6 protein-coding genes and 1 pseudogene are annotated in these 8841 nt (G+C 63.7%); 3 read left to right on the top strand and 4 right to left on the bottom strand.

What is annotated here, in order from left to right:
• Together ASF18_RS16515 and ASF18_RS23785 are read right to left on the bottom strand one after the other, a co-directional pair.
• The coding region (locus tag ASF18_RS16515) for an MCP four helix bundle domain-containing protein (protein ID WP_156650011.1) at positions 1 to 883 on the bottom strand (883 nt) is incomplete at its 3' end.
• A gap of 366 nt (positions 884 to 1249) precedes the next feature.
• The gene (locus ASF18_RS23785) at positions 1250 to 1651 is read right to left on the bottom strand and encodes a hypothetical protein (RefSeq protein ID WP_156649899.1); all 402 of its coding nucleotides are present in this window, start codon (positions 1649 to 1651) and stop codon (positions 1250 to 1252) included.
• Between the two features lie 74 nt (positions 1652 to 1725).
• On the opposite strand from ASF18_RS23785, the gene ASF18_RS16510 reads away from it, so the two are divergent.
• Positions 1726 to 3687, top strand: a complete 1962-nt coding sequence (locus tag ASF18_RS16510) for a response regulator (protein ID WP_056353134.1) — start codon at positions 1726 to 1728, stop codon at positions 3685 to 3687.
• A gap of 77 nt (positions 3688 to 3764) precedes the next feature.
• On the opposite strand, the pseudogene ASF18_RS24840 reads toward ASF18_RS16510, so the two are convergent.
• Positions 3765 to 3988: pseudogene (locus ASF18_RS24840) on the bottom strand (integrase core domain-containing protein); the annotation flags it as partial.
• Between the two features lie 517 nt (positions 3989 to 4505).
• Between ASF18_RS24840 and ASF18_RS16505 the strand changes: the two are divergent.
• Complete coding sequence (locus ASF18_RS16505) at positions 4506 to 4952, top strand: TadE/TadG family type IV pilus assembly protein (RefSeq protein ID WP_056353132.1); 447 nt, start codon at positions 4506 to 4508, stop codon at positions 4950 to 4952.
• Positions 4949 to 6598: a TadG family pilus assembly protein gene (locus tag ASF18_RS16500; RefSeq protein ID WP_056353130.1), complete on the top strand. Its 1650-nt coding sequence runs from the start codon at positions 4949 to 4951 to the stop codon at positions 6596 to 6598. The genes ASF18_RS16505 and ASF18_RS16500 overlap by 4 nt, the downstream gene beginning before the upstream one ends.
• Positions 6599 to 7127: 529 nt before the next feature.
• Here ASF18_RS16500 and ASF18_RS16495 read toward each other — a convergent pair.
• Positions 7128 to 8841, bottom strand: a 1714-nt coding sequence (locus tag ASF18_RS16495; protein ID WP_244472735.1) for a TonB-dependent receptor, incomplete at its 5' end; no start/stop codon positions are given.

Below are 8841 nucleotides of genomic sequence, written 5' to 3'. Positions count from 1 at the left end.
CCCCTTCGAAGCTGTCGGCCATCGCCCGCATCGCCGCCTGGCGCTGCGCCTCCGCCCCCGCCCGCGCCAGGACCGTCTCCTCCTCGAGGGCCCGCATCCTGATCAGACCGTCCTTGAACACCTGGACGGCGTCCGCGATGGTGCCGATCTCGGTCCGGGCGCCCAGGTGCGGGATGGTCACGGAGAGGTCGCCGCCCGCCAGCGCCTGCATGGGCCGGACCACGGCGCGAATGCCGTGCGTGACGCCGTGGATGATGAGCGTTGCAGAGACGGTGGAGATGAGGAGACACAGTGCTATGGCGATGAGCCCCCAGGTATGGGTCGTCTCGAAGACGGTCTTGCTCTCGGCCTGAGCTGCACTGGCGCCCTCGTTGTTCATGGCAACGAGCTTGTCGAGGGCTGCGGAGGCTGCACGGCGGGGGATGATGCCCTGACTTTCATAGAGCGCGTAGGCTTGAGCCTTCTGACCGGCACGCGAGAGCTGAAGAATGGACTGGCGCACGCCCTCGAAATTCCGGGCTTCACGCGTGAACGTCTCGTAGAGCGCACGCTCGTCAGACGTGTCGATCATCGGCTCGAAAGCGGACTTCTTCTCGTCGAGCTTTTTGCCAAAGCGCTCCATGTCGGTCTCGATGCTTGCGACGAGTGCCGGGTCGACGGCTTGCGTGTGACGCAGGACGAGAGCGCTGGTCCGTGCAGTGAGCGTATCAATCTCGCCGAGGAGGCGCATGCTCGGCAGCCAGTTGGTTTCGATGTTGAGCGCCTGCTGCCGCATGCGGTGCGTGCCAATCACCCCCAGCAATCCTAACCCGACAGCAAGCAGTGTCAGCAGCGAGAAAGCGGCGATCAGCTTGGCGCGGATAGACAGGTTTCTGACAGACACGATGAGTTCCCGACGCTACCGAGCGGAGAAGTCCGATGCAGTGGCAGCGCAGCATCACGGGAAAGTGTTAAGCGGATACTCTCTGGTGTCCCAAATACTAGCCAGCGCCTTCAGCCTCGACACGCGGGAAGGCGCACTCTCGCTGGCCGATCTTGCTTTCGTCTGAGTCCGGCGGCCGCCTGAGGACACCGCAGCGCATCGGGATAGGCACCGCAACGTGAAAGCGTAAGAGCTCTAGCCCATTGCCTATAACAAATGAAATTGCTGCGAACCATGTAATGGCAATTATTCATAACTTTATATTTTCAATAAATTCATATCCGATTATAGTCCGTCATATTTTTCCAACGAGATCTCCAAAGTGTATCAATTCGTTTCGATGGCGCGACCCTTCTCATGGAGAGCCATGACCGCCACTCTCAATCTGTTGGGCAAGATGTCGTGTAAATCCACCGGAAACACCCGATTCAGCGTTCCACAAAGACCGAATATTTTCAGTTCCGCCCGTGCCGGAACGCCCGCACGGGACTGGTTGCAGGACCACATATCCATCTGACTAAGAACCACCCCAACCATGCACTGGAATAGTTGATTGAAAATAATTAAACGCAGACAAGCATGATCTGTAAAATTTAAGGATATCCCCAAAGGGCGACGCAGCGCCTGCTCCCCAATTCTAGGCTTGATCGCTCGAAACGCTTCCAACGGCATTGCAATTCTTGCACGAGAAACCACCGGATCGGCGACAACGCGGCCGATGGGACCCATGTCTTCATTCGGGCTGGGCAGGGGGCGGGAACCGGTCGCTTTCCAAAGGACCCCGGTCGTGACACTCACACCCCATGAGCAGCTTGAACACACTGATCGGGACGGTCGCCCTCCGACGTCCATCAACAATCACCGACTACGGTGTCACGCTGCTGCTGGTGGGCGCCATGACATTCATTCGGTTCCTGGCTCCAGCCTATGTCGCCCCTTTCCTTCTATACATTCCGGTCCTCCTGGTCGTGAGCTTGGCTTTCGGCTGGCGCGCAGGAGCGCTGGCACTGTTCTTATCGACCCTGATTGCCACGTGGTTCTACACGCGGGATGGAATCCTCGGAGGCGTGGATGTCGCCCTGCTGGGGCAATACCTCCTGGTCGGCGCGACCATGGTGTGGATCTGCCATGCCCTGCGACGGTCCGTGGCGCAGAACGAAGCCACGCTGGAGCGGCTCAACACTGCGAACCACGTTCTCGTCGACAGAGAGGCGGCGTTGACCAGCGCCAATGCCGCCGCAGAAGCCGCCAAGGAGGCGGCCGAGCTGGCCAACACGGCGAAGAGCGATTTCCTGGCGAACATGAGCCATGAACTCCGCACCCCTCTGTCCGCCATCATCGGCTACAGCGAGATGATGGGAGAGGAGATCTCCGATGGCTGCGCGGCGTCGGACCTCGTGGCGGATATCGGCAAGGTCGAGCGCAACGCCCGTCACCTGCTTGGGCTCATCAACGACGTGCTGGACCTCTCCAAGGTCGAGAGCGGCAAGATGGAGGTCTACGCCGAGGATTTCGCGGTGGGGGACATGCTGCGCGACGTTGCGGGTTCGGTCGCGACGCTGGTCAACAAGAAGGGCAACGCCCTGGAGACGAAGCTCGCGCCTGGGCTGGGCCGAATGCATTCCGACCTGACCAAGACCCGGCAGGTGCTCTTCAACTTTCTGAGCAACGCGGCCAAGTTCACGGAAAGCGGGACCATCACCCTGGCGGCCTCCCGCATGACCGACGCCTCGGGGGTCGACCGGCTTTCGTTCTCGGTCTCGGATTCCGGGATCGGGATGACGGCCGAACAGGTGTCGCGCCTATTCCGGCGTTTCGAGCAAGCCGATGCGTCCACGACGCGCAACTTCGGGGGGACTGGGCTTGGCCTCTCGCTGACCCGTGCCTTCGCCGACATGCTCGCGGGAACCATCACGGTGTCCAGCGTCCCAGGCCGAGGCAGCACCTTTACCTTCACCGTGCCGGCGACGTTCGTTCCTCCGGTCGACGCGCAAGCCTTGCCCGATCCGGACGTCATCGCCGCCGACGTGGCGGAAGGCGATGTCATCCTCGTCATCGACGACGATAGCGACCAGCTCGCCCTCACGACGCGGTTCCTGCATCGCGAGGGATTTAAGGTCCAGACGGCCACGAACGGCAGGAGCGGGCTCGAGATCGCCCGACGGTTGCGGCCACGGGCCATCCTGTTGGACGTGATGATGCCGGGCGTGGACGGTTGGTCGGTGCTGAGCCAGATCAAGGCGGACGAAATGCTGGCGCAGATCCCGGTCGTGATGGTGACGTCCGTCGACCAGCGCAATCTCGCGGCCTCCCTCGGCGCTTCGGACTACATGCTGAAGCCGGTCGACTGGACGCGGTTCGGCAAGATCGTGAACCAGTTCAGGCTGGCGGAGCCGGACCGGCGCGGCACCGTGCTTCTGGTCGAGGACGAGGCCGTCACGCGCCTGGCGATGCGTGCCAGCTTGGAGGACGAAGGCTGGTCGGTCTTGGAGGCCTCGAATGGTAAGGAGGGCCTGCAGCAGGCGACGGAGACCAGGCCGGACGTCGTGATCGTCGACCTGAACATGCCGATCATGGACGGCTTCGGCTTCCTGCAAGGCGTTCGCGCCATTCCCGGCTGCTCGGATATCCCGGTGATCGTCCTGACAGGGCGAGAATTCTCGGCGGACGACCGGAGCAAGCTTCGCGGCGCGAGTCAGATCCTCAATCGCGGCGACTTCGCCTCGGCAAGTTTGGCCGAAAGGCTGATCGGTCTCAGAACCTGAGAAGGGTTGGAGCCGGCTCGGCGTCCGCTTTGGAGCTTTGGTTCTGCGAGCCGGAACCGCAGGGTTAGAATGGCGGCGGCCATAGGCCGCCGGAAAGCGAGATCCGGAAGGTTCCGGGCGCGGGTGGGCGGTCACCCAAGGAGACGTGCGGCTGGAGGTGGTTGGAGGCGCTCTACCGGATCCCGATGAGGATCTGCGCCGCCTTTAGCGGTTAGACGATCTCTTGGCGGAGGCACTCGTCTCTGGGCTTGCCATTGAAGCTCACACAGTCGGCGGCCTCCCGTGGCGAGCCTGGGCCAATGCTTAGCTCAGGCATACCAGCGCCGACGCTGATGCTCGGACTGAGCGTGGCTCCTGCGACTGCGTTCGGAGAGGGCCGTGAGGTTCTTCGTGGCGGTGTACGCCGTGTCCTGATTCGGTGCCCGGCGGCCAGGACGAGGCGGGGGGCAGAACCTGCCCGAGGATATCGTCCGCGCCAATTGTGAGGCTGATGAAGCGCCCTGCCCCACCGGGATCGAGGACGCGCTGTCGTATTTGGCAGTGGCAGACTGCCGGAGGCTGGACGACTTAAAATTGCTTTGTTCTCCTCATTCGAGGGCTAGCGTCACTTAAACCAGAAATTGCAGGACTGAATCACGCTACGGCGGACCTAACATTTTCGTATAGTACCTGTGCTTTACTATCTTGTATTGATCAATATTATTGGTTTTATCTTGACGTATCCGGCTGCTCGGATGTCGTCATATAAAGGTCTCGTTAGGAAATCCGTGAAAACATAACATCGATCAATAACCGTTGTGCATGACGGATGCCTTCTCATGCGTTTTGAATACAATTTCCAAGCGTGGATTCGGCGTGCTTTGCGTGCTCAAGCAGGAAGCGCTGCTGTTGAATTCGCCCTGGTCGTCCCCGCCCTCTTGGCGCTCTTTGCGGGTATCGTGGTATTCGGGATCTATCTCGGGGCCTCGCACAACCTGAAGCATATCGCGTCGGAGGCGGCCCGGGCTTCGATCGCCGGCGTGAGCGATCAGGAGCGCGCCGCTCTCGCCCGGCAGAGAGTGGCGGCGGCCCTGACGGAGGGGGCCATGTTCAAGCCCGGCACCGTGTTGGTGACGGTTGGACCGAACGCCCAGGATGCTTCCCTCTTCACCGTGACCCTGACGTTCGATGCGAAGTCGCTCGGGTTCTCGGGACTCTCCGGCTTGATCCCACTCCCGCCAGACCTCATCCAGAGCACGGTCAGCGTGCGCCGGGGTGGCCTGTGATCGGCCGTTTCGCGCCCGACGCGCGTGGGGCTGTCGCGGTCTTCACCGCGCTGGCCTTCACCACACTCCTCGCGGCGACGGCCGTTGGGGTGGATTACGGCTCCATGGTCGTCGCCCGGCGCAAGGCGCAAGGGGCGGTCGACCTGGCCGCCACCCTGGCGGCCTCCGATCCGCAGCGGGCCGACCTGCTGGCGCGCCAATCGCTCGCCGACAATGGCTTCGGGGCCGCTGCGGTGATCACGGTCCAGCCGGGTGTGTATGTGGGCGATGCCAAGGTTCCAGTGGCGGATCGCTTCGTCGCCAATGCCGCCTCGCCCAGTGCCGTCCGGGTCGATCTTCGGACGCAGACGCCGACCTTCTTCGCTCCGGCTCTCGGCTTCAAGCGCGACGTGCAGATCGATGTGCGTGGGACCGCCGCCTCGGCGCGGTTCGCCTCCTTCAGCATCGGCTCCGGGCTGCTTCGTCTGGATGCCGGGGTGCTCAACAGCGTTCTCGGCGCGTTGCTGGGGAAGCCGCTCAACCTATCGGTCGGGGATTACGAGGCGCTGGCGGCGGCCCAGGTCGACGGCTTCCGCGTGCTCGATACCCTCCAGCCCGGCCTCAATCTCAAAGTCGACAACTACAACGACGTCGTCACCGCGAATGCGACGCTGGGACAGGTGCTTTCGGCGCTCCAGTCGGTCGCGGCCACGACCGCAGGCAACGCTGCGGCAGCAGCCGCCCTCGGGCAGTTGAACAACGTCGTTCGAGGTGCCGGCGGATCCGTCCGCCTCGGGCGAATCATCGATCTCGGAGATGCCGCGAACCTCGCGCCGAGTACAGGGGTCAAGGGTCCATCGATCGGCCTGATGGATACCCTGTCGGCCGCCATCCTGGTGGCGAACGGCGATCGCCAGGTCTCCGCGGATCTCGGCGCGAGCATACCGGGCTTGCTGCGGACCCAGGTCACGCTGGGGATCGGCGAGAAGCGCCAGAGCTCCGGCTACGTCCAGCCCGGCAGTTCGAAGGCCACGGTGCAGACGGCGCAGACCCGCCTCCTCATCGAGGCCAGCCTGGCCCTGCCGCTCAATCTCGGCCTCCTCCAACTGCCTCTCTACGTGCAGGTCGCCAAGGCGCAGGGGCGGCTGCGCTCGGTGACCTGCCCCTGGTCGGACCGGCAGAGCCGACAGGTCGTCCTGGAAGCCCAGACCGGCGTCGCAGACCTCGCGGTGGCCGACATCCCCAAGGCGCTCCTCGACCCCAATGCGCGCGTGCCCGACCTCAATCAGCCGGCGACGCTCCTGCGGGTCGCTCCCGCCCTGACGGTGACCGGCCAGAGCCGCGTCACGGTCGGAAATGCCTACACGCAACTCGTAACGTTCAGTGACGACGACATCACCCGCCACACCGTGCGGACAGTGTCCTCAGGCGGGTCCTTCCAATCCCTCACCGGCCGTCTGATCAACGATCTCGACCTTCAGGTGAACGGTCTCGGCGTCCTGGCGCCCGGGGTGATCAAGAGCACGGTCGCCACGGGTCTCGCGGCGGTGACGCCCGCGCTGGACAAGGTCTTGGACAACACGCTCCGGGTCCTCGGCATCCGCCTGGGCTACGCCGACCTCACCGTGGAAGGCACACGCTGCGACCAGGCCGTGCTCGTCCAGTGAGTGTCCCGCTCGTCTTGGGCTGTCAAAACCTGACGCAAAAGATCATGGATCATGACCTGTTGGAGACATACAGATTCTCGGCGGATCTTCGTGATCGTTCGCTTGAATTCAGTGCAGAGATTTTTGCGGCCGAAATTCGAGGAGCTGTCCGCGCCAGCGATAGCCTTGGTGCTATCGAGCGTCCCAGGGGACTTGCTGGAGCCGCGGCATCGTTCTTCGCGTCTGAAAGAGCGGGCGACTCGTGGACCTCATCCTGCCCCCACGGGTGATCCACCCACTCGTCCGCGTCCGGACCGGTGTTCGCAACGGTCGGATCGCCGCCGCCGACGCTTGCCCCATCCGGCGTCGCACGGGTCCAGGGATGTCCGATGGTGAGGATGCTGGTCCTATGAATCAGGGGGCAAGCGCAACGTTCGACGCCACGATCACGATGGTCGAGGCGGAGGACGCGTTTGCGGACAGGCCTGTTCGGCTCCCTTCCTCGATGGGAGAACGTTGCCGAACCTGCGGATCATCCGATGCCGGGCGGTCAGAACGCCAGCTTCATTCCCACGATGATGGTACGGGGCGCTCCGGCGAACACCGACCCCGTGGTTCCTGCGAGGACGCTCGCACCGTTCTGCAGGCCCGTGGTCGCGCTGATGGAATTCGCGAGGTTCTGCGCCGAAGCGACGTAGACGGTATCGAAGACGTTGCGCACCTCGGCATAGGCGGTGAAGCGCTTGGCATAGCCGCTCGTGAGCTCCGTGGCGTAATGGATGTTGGCGTTGACGATCGTATAGCCCGGCGCCCTGAGTTGGTTGGCGTTGTCGATGAAGAACTCGTCCTGGAACACGGTCTCGACGAACGCTCCGAGGCCGGCGAGCGGTCCGGCCGGGACATCGTATCCGATGCGGGCGAGCAATTGGTTGGCCGGGACACCGGGGATCGTTTTGCCGGAGCGGTCGAATTGGCGGCTGAGAGATCCGGCGCTCAGCCGTTCGACGTAGCGCGTGTAGATCTGGTCGTCGAACGTGTAGGCGGCGACCGCGCGCCACCCGGGTGCGAACGCCCAATCGGCCGCCACTTCGATGCCGCGATGCTCGGAGGCCGGCGCGTTGAAGGTGTAGCTCATCAGGCCGGCGCCGGGAGATTGCGACACGAGCTCGTTCCGGAAGAACTCGTAGAAGCCGGTCACGCTGAGGCGCAGGGTCTCGCTCGGGCTCCAGTCGACGCCAAGGTCGAAGCCGAGGTTTTCCTGCGTGCGAAGTTGGATGTTGTTGCCGGGGAGGCCGGCTGCGGTGATGAAGAGATTGCTCGCGGCCGGGGTCGTGTAGCCGGTCGCGACCCGGCCTCGAACCGCCCATTCCGGGGTCGGCCGATAGACCAGGGCGAGTTCGGGCGCGACGTTGAGGAAGCTGCGGTTGGCATCGGCGACGGTCGTGGTCACGCCTGAGGCCGAATAGGCGTAGGCGACGTTGCGTCCCGTGATCGCGGTGTTCTCCGCGCTGACGCCGACGACGCCGGTCCATTGGTCGGAGAGCGCCACCTCGGTACGGGCCCGCCCGCCGAGGTTGGATTGGACGGCCTCTTGGTTCCCGATGAGCGCACCGAGCAGCGGACCACCGCCGGGCGCGCGATTGAAGGTCGTGATGTGGTTGTCGATGGTGTTGTAGGCCAGCGCCACGTAGCCCAGAGCGGGCAGCCCGAACAGATCGTAGCGCCGGGTCAGGTCCGTGAGGAAGTTCCAGGATGGATAGGAGCCGCGCGAGGAGGTCGTATAGAAGGGCTGGTTGAAGTTGCGCTCGTCGAAGCCGAGCTGGGTGCGCCAGGTCGTCTGCGCGTCGAGGTCGTGCTCCCAGCGCAGGGCGACGATGGTGCGCCGGTCGTCGCGCCCGAACCCTGCCTCATCGGCGGTGACGCCCACCGTCCGGCCGAAGGCCCCGTTGGCGAACAGGTTCGTCAGGGTACACCCCGGCGCCGCCAGCGCCGCCGTGCCGCAACCGCGCTGGTAGGGATTGATCTGATACTGGTTCAGGGAGGACCGGGCCGGCAGATTCGCACTGAGCGTGTTGTTGATCACCTTCAGGGTGAAGCGGTTGTCCGGCGTCGGCGTGTAGCTGGCCAGCAGGTTGACCGTCTGCGTGTCGTAGGAACCGTGATCCTGGTAGCCGTTGGCACGGACATCGCTCGCGAACAGGCTGATCTCGACGGGGCCGCTGACGCCGCCGACCGTGAAGTAATTGCTGAGGTAGCCGAAGCTG

The sequence above is a fragment of the Methylobacterium sp. Leaf89 genome (assembly GCF_001422215.1).
Lineage (GTDB): Bacteria > Pseudomonadota > Alphaproteobacteria > Rhizobiales > Beijerinckiaceae > Methylobacterium.
This window is presented reverse-complemented; position numbering and strand designations above follow the sequence as displayed.